Consider the following 15,841-nt stretch of genomic DNA (forward strand, 5'->3'; position numbering starts at 1 on the left):
AATCAACTCAAGGTAAAAAGTTTCCGATATCAGTGATGGGCTGTCAGATTATTTCCGGACTCAGTACTCAAGACCGGGATACCAGACAGAAACAACCTGCATACAGCCCGGGGCAATCAGATCGCCCTCTAACAACCAGCACTCTGCCGTTGACCAGGGCTGATCATAGATCTGGCCGTCGGTCAGCAAGGCAGCAAGTCGACCGACCAGCGGCAGGTGTGATACCAACACCACGTCGTGCTGACAGTCGAGCAGCGAGTCGACAATCTGTGAAGGAGCTTTATCCGGGGTTAGGTCGGTCGTCTCATGTATGCGGGAGTCCTGTGCACGGGCAACCTCCATTGCCGTCTGTACAGCGCGACGGTATGGACTGGACAGAATTCTTGCACCAGGTAAGCGCCCTGCGACCCAGGCCGCCGCATGAGCTGCCTGAACCTCCCCTTCAGGCGTCAGGCGACGCTCTGAGTCGTGATCTGCGCCAGCAACTGCTGCGCCATGACGGATGATGATCAGTTTTACCGACATCTCGATTGCCCGCTTTTCAGATTTCGTGCTTAGGCAATGCGAACTCTACATCGGATGCAAACGCTCCTGTCATCAGGCCTTTGGCGACCTGCTTAGGATCAGCTGCATTGAAGAGAATTTCGTACGCCCCCATAACAAGGGGCATATATATACCAAGTTCGCGCGCTTTTTCCCTGACATAGCGCAGGGTATTCACCCCTTCAGCAACTTCACCCAGTTCATCGACGGATTCTTCCAGAGACTGCCCTGACCCGATGGCGTAGCCGACACGATAGTTGCGGCTCAATGGAGACATACAGGTCACCACCAGGTCACCGACACCGGCAAGACCGAGGAACGTCAGAGGGTTCGCCCCCAGCGCTTCCGCAAACCGGCTCATTTCAGCCAGCGAGCGCGTGATGATCATCGCCTTTGTGTTCTCCCCCATCCCCAGGGCTGCAACAAAGCCTGACACGATGGCGTAGATATTTTTCAGCGCACCGCCCAGTTCAACGCCATACAGGTCGTCGGAGGCGTAAACCCGAAAGTAACTACAGCTCAAAGATTCTTGAAGATTACGTCGCAACTCACTGTTTTTACTGGCAATAACCGTTGCCGCCAACTCTCGCTTCGCAATTTCCTTGGCAAGGTTAGGCCCGCTGATCACGGCAACAGGATTCTGCGGGCAAAGCTCCTGCAACACCTGACTCATCAGCAGAAAACGATCGGGCTCAATCCCCTTGGTGGTGCTGACCAGGGCCTGGTGCGGCTTAAGCGTAGCGGCAAAGGATGAGACAACCTGACGCACGAACTTACTGGGCACAGAGACGAAAATCACATCCGCATCGGCTACCGCAGCTTCCAGATCGGTGGTGGCAGTCAGAGTGTCATTAAGCGTGACACCGGGCAGGTAATCCGGATTGCAATGATCCTGATTAATGGCATCAGCAACCTCACGGTTACGCATATACTGAACAGTTGAGACGTTATTATCGGCGAGAATATTGGCAACAACAGTACCAAAACTACCACCGCCTATGACGGCAGCGCGCTTGATTGCCACATGAACCCCCTGAATTCTTTGTAGCCGGCTCCGTAATCAGCGACGACCAGCCTCGAGGGTATCGACGAGCTCACGGAAGGTTTCTTTATTTTTGTCGTTCAGGCTCATCAATACTTTATGCGCATCGATAACCTGATCCCGGGCGCACTCTTCGTCAACGGAGTCCACCACCCACCGACGGAAGGTAGCGTCATCGTTGATTTCGGTGTCCACGATATGAAATACCTGATCAAAGCCCATGCTGAGAAGGATGCGGGTGATCCCCTCATTCGGGCTGCTGATCGTAGGCGTGATGTCGAATTCTTCACGACACAGAATTGAAATTTTTGCGAGCTGACCAAGGGTTGTGCTGTCCACGCCTTCTGCGGCCGACAGGTCAATCACTATGTTTTCGAAACCACCCTTGCGCAGAATGTCATCGACGTAAGTCTCGAGCGCCGAACACAGATTCAGCCTCACATCCCCAACCAGCCGGATTACATGGGTGCTCTGCTCGTAAGCTACTTCAACGCTGCCTGATGTCATATTTTGCCCCGACTCACTGTTGCCACCGCTATGTCGTCAGGCACCTCATCATGATTCTGAACACCCGCAAGTGACCAGAAGGTGGTGAGGTCGCCACGACTTTCCCGGGCTAGTGAGAGCAATATTGTCTCTTTATCATTCAAGGACGATTCGTCGATGATTTCCAGTATTCCGTCAGAAAACAACATAAGACGAAAGTTCTCCGGCAGGGCCATCGTATATTCTTTGTACACAGCATCGCGGAAAAGTCCCGCGGGCATCCCCCGCCCCTCAAGAAAACGGGTGTCATCCCCATCGACCAGCACAGGCATCGGGTAATGGCCACCAACGCTGTAAAACAGCGTATTGGTCCGCAGACAGAGTACCGCATAAAACATCGTAAGATGCTTATCCAGCTCGGATGCCAGCAGCTCCTTGTTAACCCGCTCAAGCACCATTGCCGGGTTCAGCAGGTCATCACTGGAGCCACGATGAAAATTACGACGCAGGCGATAAGTGAGGTTTTTCAGCAGCACGGTCACGAACGCAGAGGATGCCCCGTGGCCTGAAACATCGGCGATGTAAAAAACAAGCCGGTCTTCGCCGAGTTCAAAGTAATCGAGAAAATCGCCACTGAGCAGCAATGAAGGGTGAATCTGGTGCTCACATGAGACATCGCTCATGGTCAGGGGGTCAGGCAGCATGCGCAGCTGCGCCTGTCGGCCCGCCAGCTGGTCTGCGCGCAGCTCTTCCAGGCCGAGCCTCAACTCGCGGTTAGTCACTTCGAGGTGTTCGCGGTAAGCCGTGTTTTCCTGCTCCAGCCTGACCCTGTCGAGCGCTTTGCGCAGCGAATGAACCAGTACTTCCAGGTCAATAATCGGCTTCACCAGAAAATCGTCGGCACCCAGTCGCAGGGCCCGGACGACATCGTCCATTACACCTGCGCCTGAAACAACGATGACCGGGAGATCCGGGTACTGCTGCTTAATTTTCTCAAGCAGCTCAATACCGTACATGCCCGGCATCTTAAGATCACAGATCACTGCGTCGGGACGGTTTTCCGACAATACAGACAGAGCCTCAGCAGCATTAGCCGCCGCAAGCATCTGGTAATCACAATCATCCAGATAAGCAACGATGCTGTCGCGCACCGTCGAATCATCGTCAATGACCAGCACAGTTGCGGCCATCAGCGTCTCCCCGGGGACCTGAAACATGGGCGAACGTTACCCTCATCTTCGCCAAGGTGCAACGGAAAACAGACAAGCCTGCCATTCAAAGCTGACATGCCGCCAGATGGCACGAACCCTGCAATCACCAAAGACAAGAACAAAAAACCGACAGGTAGCTGTACTGGCCTGTCTCCCCGGACCCGGAGGACAACGAGCAATGCGAACAACCGCCCGCCGGTATGAAGAGAAACGCCGCTACATCCGTATGCAGGTCGATGCACCTGCCCGCCTGACACTCGACGACGGAGCCTCAGTTGCGGTCACCTGCATAGATCTGAGCAGTCACGGAGTTCAGTTTGAGACACACGAAGCACCGTTCGATGGAATGGAGGCCGAGTTTCTCCTGGAGCCAGGTGGCGGGCCGGTGACCCCACTCATGGCAAGAATAAAGGTCTGCCGGATCACCGAATTGGGCGCCAATACGTATCGCGCTGGCGCCACCATTGAAATGCTTTGCTAGACAGGAGTCCCACACACGCGGGATGCGCTGTTACGGTTGGTAGCGGCTCCGGGGTGACGCCATCACCCCGGGTAAGCCAATCATTTGATGTAGGCGTTTTCAGTCTGAGAGTGATCAGTAATATCCCGGACGCCAGACAGCTCTGGAATTTTCGAGATCAGCGTCGCCTCAACGCCGTCTTTGAGTGTCATATCAACCGCGCTGCAACCCTGGCAGCCGCCACCGAATTTCAGTACCGCCACACCCTCTTCTGTCACCTCGACCAGGCTTACCTCGCCACCGTGGGACGCAAGTCCCGGGTTAATCTCGGTGTACAGAATATAATTGATCCGTTCTTCGACCGGACTGTCAGAAGTCACCTTCGGCATTTTCGCGTTCGGCGCCTTAATCGTCAGCTGTCCGCCCATACGGTCTTTGGCAAAGTCAATTTTTGACTCTTCGAGGTAAGGAACGCTCATGGCCTCAACATACACTCGCAGCTTTTCCATCTGCTGCAGCTCGTCTGTCGGGTTCACTTCGTCCGGACGACAGTACGCCAGACAGGTCTCAGCATAGCGAGTCCCGGGCTGGGTAATGAAAATGCGTACTGACATACCCTCAACAGTCTGCTTGGAAAGAAGCTCTGCGAGATACTCTTCAGCATCCGGAGTGATTTCGACGTAAGTGCTCATAGCGATACCTTTGGAAAACTGGGGCCTATTGTAGCGAAATGGGGGCAAGTCCGGAATACCCAAGTAAAACGCTCAGGTTCCTCCAGAAAGACAACCCAATCCACCTCTGGTACAATCCGTCGCCATTTTTCTGTCAGTTACCAGAAGTGTTATGAGTCAGCAAAACCAGAATTTAACCGAGATCCGTCAGCAGCGAATTGCCACCCTGAAAAAGAATATGCAGGAGCGTATTCACATTCTTGATGGCGGCATGGGTACCCTGATCCAGAGCCACCAGCTGGAAGAGAAGGATTACCGCGGAGAGCGCTTTGCCGACATCCCTCAGGAGGTCAAAGGCAACAACGACCTGCTGGTGCTGACTCAGCCTGACATCATCGCTGGCATACATCGCCAGTATTACAACGCCGGTGCCGACATCGTCGAAACCAACAGTTTCAACTCGACCCGCGTTTCCCAGGCCGACTACGACATGGAAGACCTGGTGCCCGAGCTGAACCGCGCTGCGGCAGCCGTTGCCCGGAAGGTCGCTGACGAAGTCGAAGCTGAGACCGGTATTCCGCGCTATGTTGCTGGTGTTCTCGGCCCTACCAGTAAGACCTGCTCTATCTCACCTGACGTAAACGACCCAGGTTACCGTGCCATTACGTTTGACCAGCTGGTCGAAGAATACATCGAGGCCACCGAAGGTCTGATGGACGGCGGCGCAGACATCATTCTGATCGAAACCGTATTTGATACCCTGAACGCTAAAGCCGCCGTATTTGCTGTCCAGGAAGTCTTCGAGCAACGCGGCGAAGAGCTGCCGATCATGATCTCGGGTACGATTACCGATGCCTCTGGTCGTACCCTATCTGGCCAGACCGCAGAAGCTTTCTACAACTCACTGGCCCACGCCAAGCCGCTGACCATCGGTCTGAACTGCGCCTTAGGTGCAGAAGAACTGCGCCCGCACGTCGAAGAGCTGTCAAACAAAGCTAACTGCTACGTGTCAGCCCACCCGAACGCAGGACTGCCCAACGAGTTTGGTGAATACGATCAGTCACCAGCAGAAATGGCGGTCATCGTAGAAGAATTCGCAGCCAGTGGCTTCCTGAACATCATTGGCGGTTGCTGCGGTACGTCTCCGGCACACATCAAGGCGATTGCCGATGCGGTGAAGAAGCACAAGCCTCGCACCATTCCTGAGATCAAGCCAGCGTGTCGCCTGTCTGGCCTTGAGCCGTTCAACTTCGACGAAACCAGCCTGTTTGTTAACGTCGGCGAGCGCGCCAACGTTACTGGTTCGGCGAAGTTCAAGCGCCTGATAAAAGAAGAAAACTACGACGAGGCGCTGGAAATCGCCCGCCAGCAGGTTGAGAACGGCGCCCAGATCATCGACATCAACATGGACGAAGGCATGTTGGATTCCGAAGCGGCCATGGTTCGTTACCTGAACCTGATCGCCTCTGAACCTGACATCGCACGTGTTCCTGTGATGGTTGACTCGTCCAAGTGGGAAATCATTGAAGCCGGCCTGAAGTGCATTCAGGGTAAGCCGGTCGTTAACTCTATCTCGCTGAAAGAAGGCGAAGAAGAGTTCATCGAAAAAGCCAAGCGCTGTAAGCGTTATGGCGCTGCCGTTGTAGTGATGGCGTTTGATGAAACCGGTCAGGCCGATACTGAACAGCGTAAGAATGAAATCTGTGAGCGCTCGTACCGCGTACTGGTCGACAAAGTGGGGTTCGCGCCCGAGGACATCATCTTCGACCCGAACATTTTTGCCGTGGCCACAGGTATCGAAGAACACAACAACTACGCTGTCGATTTCATCAATAGCTGTAAGTACATCACTGACAACCTGCCACACGCCAAGATCTCTGGTGGTGTGAGTAACGTATCCTTCTCGTTCCGTGGTAACGAGCCGGTACGTGAAGCAATTCACTCGGTCTTCCTCTACCACGCCATTCAGAACGGCCTGAGCATGGGTATCGTGAACGCCGGTCAGCTGGCGGTATACGACGACCTGCCAGCAGAACTGAAAGAACGCGTTGAAGACGTGATTCTGAACAAGCGCGAAGACGGCACTGACCGTTTATTGGAAATCGCAGAAAAATACCGTGGTGACGGTTCTGTTCAGGAGAAAGAAACCGAAGAGTGGCGTTCGCTGCCCGTCGCCGAGCGCCTGACTCACGCCCTCGTAAAAGGTATTAACTCCTTCGTGGAGGAAGATACCGAAGAAGCGCGCCAGATGTTCGACCGCCCGATTGAGGTGATCGAGGGCCCGCTGATGGACGGCATGAACGTGGTCGGCGACCTGTTTGGCTCGGGTAAGATGTTCCTGCCTCAGGTGGTAAAAAGCGCCCGCGTAATGAAGCAGGCCGTGGCGTATCTGTTGCCTTATATCGAAGCTGAAAAAGACGGCAAGTCTGAGTCTCAGGGCAAGATCCTGATGGCAACCGTAAAAGGTGACGTACACGATATCGGTAAGAACATCGTGGGCGTGGTGCTGCAGTGCAACAACTTTGAAGTGGTCGATCTGGGCGTGATGGTACCTGCCGACAAGATTCTGAAGGTCGCGAAAGAAGAAAACTGCGACATCATCGGCCTGTCGGGCCTGATCACACCGTCGCTGGATGAGATGGTTCACGTTGCCCGTGAAATGCAGCGTCTCGACTTCCACCTGCCGCTGATGATCGGTGGTGCGACGACCTCTAAAGCACACACGGCAGTGAAAATTGAACCGCAGTTCAAAAACGATATTGCCGTATACGTTCCGGATGCCTCCCGTGCGGTGGGCGTTGCTCAGAAGCTGGTAAACCCGGAAGCAAAGGCTGCGTTTATCTCAGAACGCCGCGAAGAGTATGTAGCAGTGCGTGAGCGTAACGCTAACCGCAAAGCCAAGGCGCTGCTGCCGTACGAAAAAGCCTGCGAGAATGCCTTCAAAGGTGACTGGGATAACTATGTACCACCGGTACCGGCAAAAACCGGCATTTCTGTCTACGAGAATTTCGATCTGGCAGACCTGGCGAAGTACATCGACTGGACACCGTTCTTTATGTCCTGGGAACTTGCCGGCAAATTCCCGCGCATCCTTGAAGACGAAGTCGTCGGCGAAGCCGCGACCAACCTCTACAAAGACGCTCAGGCCATGCTGCAACGCATCATTGACGAGAAATTATTTAACGCCCGTGGCGTTGTCGGCATCTGGCCGGCGAACCGTCGTGGCACAGACGATATCGTCGTATTTAACGACGACCAATCAGAAGAGATTGCCGTTCTGCACCACCTGCGCCAGCAGACGGATAAGCCAAACGATCAGCCAAACTACTCTCTGGCTGACTTCGTGGCACCAGAGGGCACTCAGCAAGATTACGTCGGTGGCTTTATCGTGACCGCAGGTATCGAAGCAGAGAAGCTGGCGAAGGAATACGACGCTAACCATGATGATTACAACAGCATCATGATGAAAGCACTGGCTGACCGTCTGGCCGAGGCCTTTGCCGAGCGCATGCACGAAATCGTCCGTAAAGAGATCTGGGGCTACGCCAACGATGAGAGCTTTACTAACGAAGAACTCATCAAAGAAGCCTATAACGGCATCCGCCCGGCACCGGGCTACCCTGCATGTCCGGATCACACTGAGAAGACCACCCTGTTTGCTCTGCTCGAGGGCGAAGCCAACACCGGCGTGTCTCTGACTGAAAACTTCGCCATGACGCCAGCAGCATCTGTCAGCGGCTGGTACTTCTCTCACCCGGACTCGAAATACTTCGGCCTCGGTAAAATCGACAAAGATCAGGTAACTGACATTGCCGCCCGCAAAGGCATGGATCTGGAGCAGATGGAGCGCTGGCTGGCGCCTAACCTCTCCTACGACCGCTGAGAGGGCCTGAGCGGATATGCAGTTCAGTCGCCTGATGCTGTCCAGGTTAAGCCGCGTCGAACTGGCGCGGCTTAATCGTATTCTGGTGATCGGCATTCCGATCATAGGCAGCATGCTGTCTCAGAGCATCACCAACCTGATCGATGCCGCCATGGTAGGCCAGCTCAATGACGTCGCCCTCGCGGGCGTTGGCATCGGCAGCTACGCCAACTTTCTTTGTGTTTCCGTCATGATGGGGCTGTCTGCAGCCGTGCAGGCGATTGTATCGCGCCATTACGGCGCGAAACGCCACACCAGAACCACGGAGCCTCTGTTCGCGGGTCTGCTCCTTACCCTGCTGATCGGCATTCCGTCGACCCTGCTCTTCGTAGCCTTCGCACCGCAGTACATCGGACTGTATACGGACGATGCCGCAGTGATCGCCGTCGCTTCAGATTATTTCTCATGGCGGACGGCGGCGTTAACCTTCGTCGGTATGACCTTTGTGTTCCGTGGCTTCTGGAGCGGTATTGGTGAAAGTGGTGTGTATCTGCGCATCGCCCTGATCATGCACCTGAGCAACATCGTATTCAGCTACTTCCTGATCTTTGGTCTGACCCTGTTCGGCACAACGTACTGGGAAGGCTTCGGCGCCGTAGGCTCCGGTATGGGGTCCGCAGCTTCGCTGCTGCTGGCGGCTACCCTGTTTTTCTGGCGCACCTTCGTCCGCGACGACCGTTTCCATACCCTGTTTCATCTGAGCAGAAAAACCATCCGCCAACTCGTGCGCCTGGCGATTCCAAACTCAGTCAGCCAGACACTCTTTGCTCTGGGGCTCAGCGTACTGTTCTGGATCATCGGTTTAATCGGCACGCAGGAACAGGCCATTGGCCATATCCTTACCCAGCTATCGCTGATGTTAATCATGCCCGCCGTTGGGCTTGGTATCGCCGGCGCCAGCCTGGTCGGTCATGCACTGGGGGCCGAAGAAAAAGAAAACGCACATCGCTGGGGCTGGGACGTGTTGCGTGTTTCAGTGGTGATCATGGCCGTCCTCGGCCTGCCGATGTGGATTGCCCCCCACGCCGTGCTCGATATTTTCACCAATGACCCAGTGCTTATTGATCTTGGCACCTGGCCATTGCGTATCCTCGGGTTCGCCATCGCCTTTGAAGTCGCCTCCATTATATTCAACCAGACGCTTCTGGGAGCCGGTGCCAGCAAACAGGTACTTAAAATCAATCTGGTGATGCAGTGGATCGTTTTCCTGCCGCTCGCCTGGCTGATTGGCCCGTATCTGGGCTTCGGCCTGACCGGCATCTGGATTCTTCAGGCGGTTCAGCGGGTATCTCTGGCAGTAATCTACGGCACTATATGGAGCCGCAGACACTGGGCGCATATCAAGGTGTAGGTACAGGTCCGCAAAACTTCTTGCTGCATCATCGCACCCGTATTAGCGTATTGTTAATCGCCCCTCATCGGAACCACATAATGTCCGGAAGCCAGAATCTGACCGCAACAGCCTATGACCAGCTATCACCAGTCATTGCACACCGCGGTGCCAGTGGTCACTCGCCTGAAAATACGGCGGCGTCGCTGCGAAAAGGGGCCGAACTTGGCGCAACGTGGGCGGAAGTCGATGTCGCGATCAGCTCCGACAACGTGGCAGTTGTCTTCCACGACTCTGACGTTAATCGCTGCACCGATGGTCGTGGGCTGCTGATTCAGAAAACGGCCCGGGAACTGGCCGGTCTGGATGCGGGCAGCTGGTACTCGCCTTTTTATGCGGGTGAGCGGATTCTCACGATGACGGATCTGCTGACGCTTGCGAATGAACTCTGCCTGAATCTCAATATCGAGATAAAACCCACCATCGGTCGGGAAACTGAGACGGTATGGGCGATGCGGGAGGCTCTGAAGCAGGTGCCCTTTAGTCACACCCTGTTATTGTCGAGCTTTAACGTACACGCACTCTATGCCGCGCGTGAGTTCCTTCCGGATTTCACCCGGGCTCTGAACGTCGAGGCCATTCCACGTGACTGGCGCAACCGCCTTGATGAAACAGGGGCAACAGGTCTGCATTTCGCGGCTGACTTCTTTGAGGAAGCGATCATCCGGGACATCCATGCCGCTGGCACGCCGATGGCCTGCTACACAGTGAATGATTTTGAAACCGCTCAGAAGCTTTATCGCAGTGGCGTGAAAGCGGTGTTCACAGATTACCCGGAGCGCCTCATTCTGAACGCAACGCCTGTTGCCAGATAGCGGTTGTGGCGGGGCCGGAAAGCCCCGCGGATTTCTTAGCTGAGTCCGAGGTCTTCGCGGATAACCGTCGCGATATTTCTCTCGGCGAGTGCAGTAATCGTAATAAAGGGGTTCACACCCACATTACCGGGTAGCAGCGACCCATCGACCGCATACAGGTTCTGATATCCCTTCAGGCGCCCATAGTAGTCAGTCGCCTCTCCCAGAATGCACCCTCCGAGCGGATGATAAGTAAAGAAATCGGCATAGGGCTGATTGCCCTTAAACAAGCCCCGGCGGTACCGGCTGTAGTTCGCCTTGTTATAACGGTCGAAAACTTTCTTGGCAGCGTCGAAGGAAGGCTGTGTCTGGTCCGCTCTCCAGTTCAGCTCCACCCGGTCAGCGTCCGGGTTATACGTCAGATAGCCACGTTCAGGGTTGTTAGTAATCGCCAGAAACAGGCTGGTGAAGGTTTCAATCCCGGCCGGAAACGGCGCTATTTCGGCAAACACCTGAGCGTCTTCATCATCCCAGTTATCAATCCCTTTGACGGGCATTCCGGACTGGCGGGCCCCCGTGGTGTTCCAGACCGGGTTAGCAATCGACACCATAAAGTTGCCGTTATTCCCCCAGCCCTGACCGATGCGATCACTCAGGTCGGGTAAGGTGCCAGTATCCCGGGCCCGCATCAGAAGCTCGGTGGTCCCCATCGTCCCTGCCCCGAGGAACAGATACTGACAGCTGACCTCCAGACGCTCAGTGACAGTGCCTGAGGCATCAATAGTCTCAAGATTCAGCAGGTAGATACCATTCGCATCCTGGCGGATACCCACCACCCGCGTCATGGTTCTGAGAGTCACGTGCCCAGTCCCCAGAGCTTCCGGTATGTAGTTTTTATCCAGACTCTGCTTACCGAAGTTGTTGCCGTAGATCACCTCGCCCGCCGTAGCCGAAGGCTCTGCATTCCCTGCAATTTCGGCTTCCATATACTCAAAGTCATACACATTCGGAACATCTGCCGTCCGGAATCCGGCCTTATGCGCACAGGCTTCCGCTCTGCGGCTGAACTGGTAGTAATCTGAGTTGTAAACCGCGTCACTTACTGAGTTTACGCGCAGCATGCGGTTAGCGAGAGGAAACCAGCTGTCGTACATTTCATCAGCGTTGATATCCGGCAGTATTTCCTCGAAGAATTCCCGCTTCGGCACGACGGCCATACCACCATTGACCAATGAGCCCCCACCAACGCCGCGGCCGACATAGACCGACATATTGTCGTAGTTGAGGGTGTCCAGCACGCCCGGATACTGGTCAATATTCCGATCCACCAGAGGAAGACCCATGATGTTCGCCACAGGCGCTTCGGTTCTGTCTTTGAACCACATGGCCCGCGCATCGGGAGAAACCATGTCGCAATGCACTTTGCCGTCAGACGCGGCCTGATCCCAGAGCTGCCCCATCTCTATCATCAGGGTGCTCACACCCGCCTCACCAAGACGCAGGGCCGTGACAGCCGAACCGTAGCCACTGCCAACCGTGATGGCGGTGTAAAAAGAGGCAATCTGAGTCGGTTCGTGAGGAGTCGCAGGCACAGTTTTATCGAACCAGCCCGCGCGGGCCGAAGGCGAAAACGCGGACAGACTGACCGTCGTCGCCCCCGCCGCAGCAGCCGCTGTCATTGCGGAACGGCCAAGGAATGCACGCCGGCTGCACACCGGCCCCTGTGGTGATTTCGAACGGTTCGATTCAGACATAATCTACTTCCTGTTATTTTTATTGCTGTCGTTGTTGCTCACCACTTTACCCTCCTCCAGGACAAGATGGGTGGCCTTTATCCCTGATCGGATAAGAACTGGCTCATCACGCGCTAAACACGCAGTAAACCATCAGGAAAACCGATAAGAGTAATAGATATTTTCTGATTTTCGGGATTAGAAAGTTCCGGTAGAGTGCTGCCTGACAATCTATAACTCTAATTTTTAGCAACCGGATCACTATGTACGTATACGATCAGTACGATCAGCAACTGCTGAACGAGCGTGTTGCCCAGTTTAAAGGGCAGATGGAGCGCTATCTGGATGGCAAAATTTCTGAAGAAGAATTTCTGCCATTGCGACTTCAGAACGGCATTTATGTACAGCGCTATGCCCCTATGCTGCGGGTCGCTGTACCATACGGTGCCCTGAACTCTGCGCAGGTACGCAAGCTGGCCTATGTCGCCCGCACCTACGACAAAGGTTATGCGCACTTCTCAACACGTCAGAACGTCCAGTTCAACTGGCCAGAACTGTCGCAATGCCCGCAGATCCTCGCTGATCTTGCTGAAGTTGAGATGCACGCAGTGCAGACCAGTGGTAACTGTATCCGCAACACGACGACTGACGAATACGCCGGTGTCATTGCTGAAGAAGTTGTCGATCCGCGCCCTTACTGCGAAATCATCCGTCAGTGGTCTACTTTCCACCCGGAATTTGCTTTCCTGCCGCGTAAGTTCAAAATTGCGGTTAACTCAGTTCCTGGTGAAGACCGCGCATCTATCGCGATGCACGACATCGGCATCAATATCGTTAAAAACGATGCTGGCGAGGTTGGCTATCGCGTTCTTGTCGGTGGTGGTCTGGGTCGTACCCCAATTCTGGGCGAAGAAATCTGTGCTTTCCTGCCGGAAGAAGATCTGCTGACCTACCTGGACGCCACCATCCGTGTGTACAACCAGTTTGGTCGCCGTGACAACAAGTACAAAGCCCGCATTAAAATCCTGGTGAAAGCACTGGGTATTGATCGTATGCGTGAGCTGGTTGAAGAAGAGTTCAACCGCATCAAAGAAGGCGAAGGCAAGCTGACTCAGGCTGAGCTTGAGCGAGTTAAGCAATACTTCACCGACCCTGCGTACAAGGCGCTTGAAAATGAGCCCGCGGCACTGGTCGAAGCCCGCAGCGACAATAAAGCGTTTGCCCGCTGGCTGGAGCGCAACGTCCGTGCTCACAAAAAATCCGGGTACGCAGTTGTCACTCTGACCCTGAAACAGATTGGTACCCCACCGGGTGACGTAACCGCAGAACAACTGGATGCAGTTGCCGACCTCGCGGACGAATACAGCTTCGGTGAGCTGCGCTCTACTCATCAGCAGAACCTGGTTCTGGCCGATGTTGAACAGGCTGAACTGTTTGCACTGTGGCAGAAACTCAAAGCTCTGGGCATGGCAACCCCCACACTGGGCCTGCTGACCGATATGATCTGCTGTCCGGGCGGTGATTTCTGTGCACTGGCGAACGCGAAATCGATCCCCGTCGCTGAAGACATTCAGGCGCGCTTCGAAGATCTGGATTACCTATGGGATCTCGGCGACATCGACCTGAACATTTCCGGCTGCATGAATGCCTGTGGTCACCACCACATTGGTAACATCGGTGTTCTTGGTGTCGATAAGAAAGGTGAAGAGTTCTACCAGGTGTCTCTCGGGGGCAACTCTGGTGGCAACAAGGCCGACGACGCCTCATTGGGTAAAATTCTCGGTCCGTCATTTGCCCGTGATGCGATGCCTGACGTGATCGCTAAGATTCTCGACTTCTATGTTACCAGTCGCCATGAGGGAGAAACCTTCCTTGAGGCATACCGCCGTATTGGCCACACCCCATTCAAGGAGGCCGTATATGGCAAAGCTGATTAATACCACAGGCCTGATCCAGGACACCGAACTGACCCAGGTGACTCTGAGTGAGTGGCAGGAAAACTCTGCGTCACTGAAAGGACAGTCACTGGAACTGGTGCTGACCAGCGACCAGACGGCCGATCTCTTCGGTGAAGATGCAGACAACTTCGCCCGCATCAGCATTGAATTTCCTAAGTTCACTGATGGGCGTGGCTACTCTGCTGCGCGCCTGCTGCGTGAGCGCTATGGCTACAAAGGTGAACTGCGTGCGATTGGCGACGTTCTGATCGATCAGCTTTTCTTTATGAAGCGTTGCGGTTTTGACACTTACGCGCTCCGTGAAGATCAGGTTCTCGAGGATGCGATTGCTGCATTCTCCACCTTTACTGCTCCTTATCAGAATGACGCGAATGATCAGCGTCCTCTGTTCCGCCGTCGCCTGAACTGATGTTCTGATGGCGCAATCCCCTTCTGTGGCTTACTCTCTAAGCTGGAGTTGGGGATTGTTATGCCGCAGGATATTGTATTTTCTTTCTTTCTGATTTTTGCTGGTGCGCTTGTACTGGCGACCATCGCACTTTACACACGTCAGCCTGTCCTGATCGCTTATATCGCTCTCGGCGCCATTGCTGGCCCATTCGGAATGGGTTGGATTGAGCACCCCGACGCCCTCAATGACATGGCTCACATCGGTATTATTTTCCTGCTATTCCTGCTCGGCCTGGACATGCAGCCCTCGGCCCTGATCGCCGTTCTCAGAAAGGCGACTCTGGTCGCACTGGCCAGCTCTCTGGTGTTTTTTGCCTGTGGATTCGGCATTACCTCGGCACTGGGGTACAGCCAGACTGATGCCCTGATTGTCGGCCTGGCGCTGATGTTCTCGAGCACCATCATCGGGCTTAAGCTTCTTCCCACCACGGTGCTGCACCACAAGCACAGTGGCGAGCTTATGGTCGGCCTGTTACTTATTCAGGATGTTATTGCCATCCTTACACTCATTTTGCTGGGTGTTATGCAAGGTACATCGGACATTCCGGTGTGGCAGCCATTCGTCGCCCTGCCGCTTCTTGTTGGTGGCTGCTATCTGGTGGTTAAAATGATTCTCCTGCCTCTGATCAGCCGGTTTGACCGCTATCAGGAATACCTCTTCATCATGGCGATAGGCTGGTGCCTGGCTGTCGCGGAAGGGGCACGGGCGATCGGTCTTTCCGAAGAAATCGGTGCATTCATTGCGGGCGTGACGCTGGCCACCAGCCCGATTGCTCAGTTTATGGCGATCAGTCTTAAGCCCCTGCGCGATTTTTTTCTGGTGATGTTTTTCTTCACGCTTGGTGCAGGGGTCAACCTGGGGATGTTGGGGGATGTATTACTTGGCGCCGGACTGCTGGCCGCTGCGGTTCTTATCCTCAAACCCATTACCTTCAGGGTACTTCTGGGGCGCTTCAGCGAGCGTTCTGGACTGGCATGGGATGTTGGCTTCCGACTCGGCCAGATCAGCGAATTTTCGCTGCTTATCGGTTTTGTTGCGCTGGAAAGTGCCTTACTGAGTGAACGGGCATCACTGCTGATTCAGGCGACGGCCATCATCACCTTTGTCATATCGAGCTATATCGTCGTGTTTAACTATCCGAACCCGATCGCAGTCAGCGACCGGCTCCGGAGAGATTAGA

General features: G+C 54.6%; 13 protein-coding genes. 7 read left to right on the forward strand and 6 right to left on the reverse strand.

What is annotated here, in order from left to right; genetic code table 11:
* Positions 1–60: 60 nt before the first annotated feature.
* Genes sixA through Q1L85_RS09570 form a run of 4 tightly spaced genes read right to left on the reverse strand, consistent with a single transcriptional unit; the run spans position 61 to position 3,261 of the window.
* On the reverse strand, positions 61–525 hold the full coding sequence (gene sixA, locus Q1L85_RS09555; RefSeq protein WP_300427954.1) for a phosphohistidine phosphatase SixA: 465 nt from the start codon (positions 523–525) through the stop codon (positions 61–63).
* 16 nt (positions 526–541) lie between these two features.
* Positions 542–1,567 carry an NAD(P)H-dependent glycerol-3-phosphate dehydrogenase gene (locus Q1L85_RS09560; RefSeq protein ID WP_300427953.1) on the reverse strand — a complete coding sequence of 342 codons (1,026 nt, stop codon included), beginning with the start codon at positions 1,565–1,567 and terminating at the stop codon, positions 542–544.
* Between the two features lie 36 nt (positions 1,568–1,603).
* Entirely contained in the window at positions 1,604–2,092 is a 489-nt protein-coding gene (locus Q1L85_RS09565) for an STAS domain-containing protein (RefSeq protein ID WP_300427952.1), read from the reverse strand.
* Positions 2,089–3,261 (reverse strand): response regulator, encoded by a 1,173-nt coding sequence (locus Q1L85_RS09570; RefSeq protein WP_300427950.1) that lies wholly within the window; start codon positions 3,259–3,261, stop codon positions 2,089–2,091. The genes Q1L85_RS09565 and Q1L85_RS09570 overlap by 4 nt, the downstream gene beginning before the upstream one ends.
* A gap of 199 nt (positions 3,262–3,460) precedes the next feature.
* On the opposite strand from Q1L85_RS09570, the gene Q1L85_RS09575 reads away from it, so the two are divergent.
* Positions 3,461–3,763 (forward strand): PilZ domain-containing protein, encoded by a 303-nt coding sequence (locus tag Q1L85_RS09575; protein ID WP_300432961.1) that lies wholly within the window; start codon positions 3,461–3,463, stop codon positions 3,761–3,763.
* A gap of 80 nt (positions 3,764–3,843) precedes the next feature.
* On the opposite strand, the gene nfuA is transcribed toward Q1L85_RS09575, so the two are convergent.
* Positions 3,844–4,434 (reverse strand): Fe-S biogenesis protein NfuA, encoded by a 591-nt coding sequence (nfuA, locus tag Q1L85_RS09580; RefSeq protein ID WP_300427946.1) that lies wholly within the window; start codon positions 4,432–4,434, stop codon positions 3,844–3,846.
* Positions 4,435–4,585: 151 nt separating this feature from the next.
* Between nfuA and metH the strand changes: the two genes are divergently transcribed.
* From metH to Q1L85_RS09595, 3 genes are all read left to right on the forward strand, one after another.
* Positions 4,586–8,296, forward strand: coding sequence for a methionine synthase (metH, locus tag Q1L85_RS09585; protein WP_300432963.1), 3,711 nt, complete (start codon positions 4,586–4,588; stop codon positions 8,294–8,296).
* Between the two features lie 16 nt (positions 8,297–8,312).
* Complete coding sequence (locus tag Q1L85_RS09590; protein ID WP_300427299.1) at positions 8,313–9,686, forward strand: MATE family efflux transporter; 1,374 nt, start codon at positions 8,313–8,315, stop codon at positions 9,684–9,686.
* Between the two features lie 80 nt (positions 9,687–9,766).
* The gene (locus Q1L85_RS09595) at positions 9,767–10,540 is read left to right on the forward strand and encodes a glycerophosphodiester phosphodiesterase family protein (RefSeq protein WP_300427298.1); all 774 of its coding nucleotides are present in this window, start codon (positions 9,767–9,769) and stop codon (positions 10,538–10,540) included.
* A gap of 35 nt (positions 10,541–10,575) precedes the next feature.
* Here the strand turns inward: Q1L85_RS09595 and Q1L85_RS09600 are convergent, their stop codons facing one another.
* Positions 10,576–12,273: a GMC oxidoreductase gene (locus tag Q1L85_RS09600; protein ID WP_300427297.1), complete on the reverse strand. Its 1,698-nt coding sequence runs from the start codon at positions 12,271–12,273 to the stop codon at positions 10,576–10,578.
* A 242-nt stretch (positions 12,274–12,515) separates the two neighbouring features.
* Between Q1L85_RS09600 and Q1L85_RS09605 the strand changes: the two genes are divergently transcribed.
* From Q1L85_RS09605 to Q1L85_RS09615, 3 genes are read left to right on the forward strand one after another with little or no spacing between them, the layout of a single operon-like run.
* The gene (locus tag Q1L85_RS09605; RefSeq protein WP_300427296.1) at positions 12,516–14,189 is read left to right on the forward strand and encodes a nitrite/sulfite reductase; all 1,674 of its coding nucleotides are present in this window, start codon (positions 12,516–12,518) and stop codon (positions 14,187–14,189) included.
* Complete coding sequence (locus Q1L85_RS09610; protein ID WP_300427295.1) at positions 14,173–14,619, forward strand: DUF934 domain-containing protein; 447 nt, start codon at positions 14,173–14,175, stop codon at positions 14,617–14,619. The genes Q1L85_RS09605 and Q1L85_RS09610 overlap by 17 nt, the downstream gene beginning before the upstream one ends.
* Positions 14,620–14,679: 60 nt before the next feature.
* Positions 14,680–15,840, forward strand: coding sequence for a cation:proton antiporter (locus Q1L85_RS09615; RefSeq protein ID WP_300427293.1), 1,161 nt, complete (start codon positions 14,680–14,682; stop codon positions 15,838–15,840).
* Position 15,841: the final 1 nt, after the last annotated feature.

Source organism: uncultured Thalassolituus sp. (assembly GCF_950066645.1).
GTDB lineage: Bacteria > Pseudomonadota > Gammaproteobacteria > Pseudomonadales > Oceanobacteraceae > Thalassolituus.

Excerpts from the sequence above, each read along its gene's own strand:
- sixA (WP_300427954.1), bottom strand. The coding sequence starts at position 525 with ATGTCGGTAAAACTGATCATCATCCGTCATGGCGCAGCAGTTGCTGGC.
- Q1L85_RS09565 (WP_300427952.1), bottom strand. The coding sequence starts at position 2,092 with ATGACATCAGGCAGCGTTGAAGTAGCTTACGAGCAGAGCACCCATGTA.
- Q1L85_RS09570 (WP_300427950.1), bottom strand. The coding sequence starts at position 3,261 with ATGGCCGCAACTGTGCTGGTCATTGACGATGATTCGACGGTGCGCGAC.
- Q1L85_RS09575 (WP_300432961.1), top strand. The coding sequence starts at position 3,461 with ATGCGAACAACCGCCCGCCGGTATGAAGAGAAACGCCGCTACATCCGT.
- nfuA (WP_300427946.1), bottom strand. The coding sequence starts at position 4,434 with ATGAGCACTTACGTCGAAATCACTCCGGATGCTGAAGAGTATCTCGCA.
- metH (WP_300432963.1), top strand. The coding sequence starts at position 4,586 with ATGAGTCAGCAAAACCAGAATTTAACCGAGATCCGTCAGCAGCGAATT.
- Q1L85_RS09590 (WP_300427299.1), top strand. The coding sequence starts at position 8,313 with ATGCAGTTCAGTCGCCTGATGCTGTCCAGGTTAAGCCGCGTCGAACTG.
- Q1L85_RS09595 (WP_300427298.1), top strand. The coding sequence starts at position 9,767 with ATGTCCGGAAGCCAGAATCTGACCGCAACAGCCTATGACCAGCTATCA.
- Q1L85_RS09600 (WP_300427297.1), bottom strand. The coding sequence starts at position 12,273 with ATGTCTGAATCGAACCGTTCGAAATCACCACAGGGGCCGGTGTGCAGC.
- Q1L85_RS09605 (WP_300427296.1), top strand. The coding sequence starts at position 12,516 with ATGTACGTATACGATCAGTACGATCAGCAACTGCTGAACGAGCGTGTT.
- Q1L85_RS09610 (WP_300427295.1), top strand. The coding sequence starts at position 14,173 with ATGGCAAAGCTGATTAATACCACAGGCCTGATCCAGGACACCGAACTG.
- Q1L85_RS09615 (WP_300427293.1), top strand. The coding sequence starts at position 14,680 with ATGCCGCAGGATATTGTATTTTCTTTCTTTCTGATTTTTGCTGGTGCG.